This window comes from Photobacterium chitinilyticum, from assembly GCF_004104355.1.
Classification (GTDB): Bacteria; Pseudomonadota; Gammaproteobacteria; order Enterobacterales; family Vibrionaceae; genus Photobacterium; species Photobacterium chitinilyticum.
Genome location: NZ_RJLM01000061.1, coordinates 1 through 1,290 on the forward strand (window position 1 = coordinate 1; position 1,290 = coordinate 1,290).

Sequence of the window (1,290 nt, forward strand, 5' to 3'; positions counted from 1 at the left end):
GTGGAAGGACTTTCGGCCAAACTAGTTCGTATTAATGGATGGAGTTGCATAACAAAGGTATCAAGGTGACTTGTTTGACTCGGCATTTTTGGTTYGGAGTTYAGTGGRTTTGGWKAGTTGGTCGTGGCGCACCTTATCCCAGGCGTTAGGCACTTAAGAAAATTTGTAACTCTTTCTGAAATCTTTCGTAGTTTCTCACAAAAGATGGCGCGCATGATTTTTATGTGCTTTCGATTGCGTATCATTGTTGCCACATGATTACTTCAAGTAGGTGATAACTATGGGAGATTCAACGTGGAAAGTGGTTTTTGGCGAGACTGGAACCACGAGTGATTCTGTTTATACACAGAAAGTCACAATTATCAGTATCAGTGGTGAAGTACTCGGTACCTTTAAAGGCAGTTCAACGCCCAATCCTTTCAAGCCAAGTGATCCATCAATAAAAGGAAAAGAGGCATATCCCTTCATAAGTAAAGGTTCATATGGGCTAACCCATGGCACTCATAAAGGTAGGCCTGCTCTTGTTGTCAGTAACAATCAGTTTGTTCCTACACGCAACAAGAATCCTAATTTTCCAGATTACGGAAAGAGAGCAAATTATATTCATGTTCATTGGGGGTATAAGACTACATGGAAAGGTTCAGCTGGTTGTCCAACAATTCATCCTGGTCAATGGAAAGACTTCTTGGCAAAAGTACCAAGTGGTTCAGGAATCTTAGTAGTGCCATAATTTGTTTTATATCTTTTACGGTTGTTGCGTCAGACAGGGCAGATGTTGCAACAGAATATCAGTTACTTTCAAAACAATATGAACAATATTATGTAAATAGTCGGTTTGATGACGCTATGGAAGTGGCACTTAAGCAGTTGAATATGGATCCTAGTGATTCAGTTGCTTTTTTAAGGCTGGCTTTATCAATCCGTGGTTCATGTGATCAAGTAAAACCGTATTACAGTCAATATGGTTCAATGGATCAGTTTAAAGATGTGACAGTTTTAGCGAGGATGATTATCCGGAAAGAATGCGGTGTAGACCTGTGAGTTGTGCCTAACAAAGGCATCAAGGGTGACGCGTTACACTCGGCGGTTTTGGTATGGAGTTTGGTGCGCTTGGTGAGTTCATCGTGGCGCACCTTATGCCCGGCGTTATGCACCTAGAGCCAAGATTTTCAATGGTAGATAATCCATCGCTTGTTTCCACGATTTCTTTGGCCATTTGTTTGCCGAAAGGCTGCCTGAAAGTCCGAAGGTAAGCTTGTTGTTGCCTTCTTTGCTGCCTTTGATTCTGGC

At 41.9% G+C, this 1,290-nt stretch carries 2 protein-coding genes; both read left to right on the forward strand.

The window, feature by feature from the left end:
• Nucleotides 1–280: 280 nt before the first annotated feature.
• Nucleotides 281–730 (forward strand): hypothetical protein, encoded by a 450-nt coding sequence (locus EDI28_RS25760; protein ID WP_128786683.1) that lies wholly within the window; start codon nucleotides 281–283, stop codon nucleotides 728–730.
• A gap of 116 nt (nucleotides 731–846) precedes the next feature.
• Nucleotides 847–1,041, forward strand: coding sequence for a hypothetical protein (locus EDI28_RS25765; RefSeq protein WP_128786684.1), 195 nt, complete (start codon nucleotides 847–849; stop codon nucleotides 1,039–1,041).
• Nucleotides 1,042–1,290: the final 249 nt, after the last annotated feature.

Bases quoted from the DNA above. Each gene is read 5' to 3' on its own strand.
- EDI28_RS25760 (WP_128786683.1), top strand. From the start codon at position 281: ATGGGAGATTCAACGTGGAAAGTGGTTTTTGGCGAGACTGGAACCACG.
- EDI28_RS25765 (WP_128786684.1), top strand. From the start codon at position 847: ATGGAAGTGGCACTTAAGCAGTTGAATATGGATCCTAGTGATTCAGTT.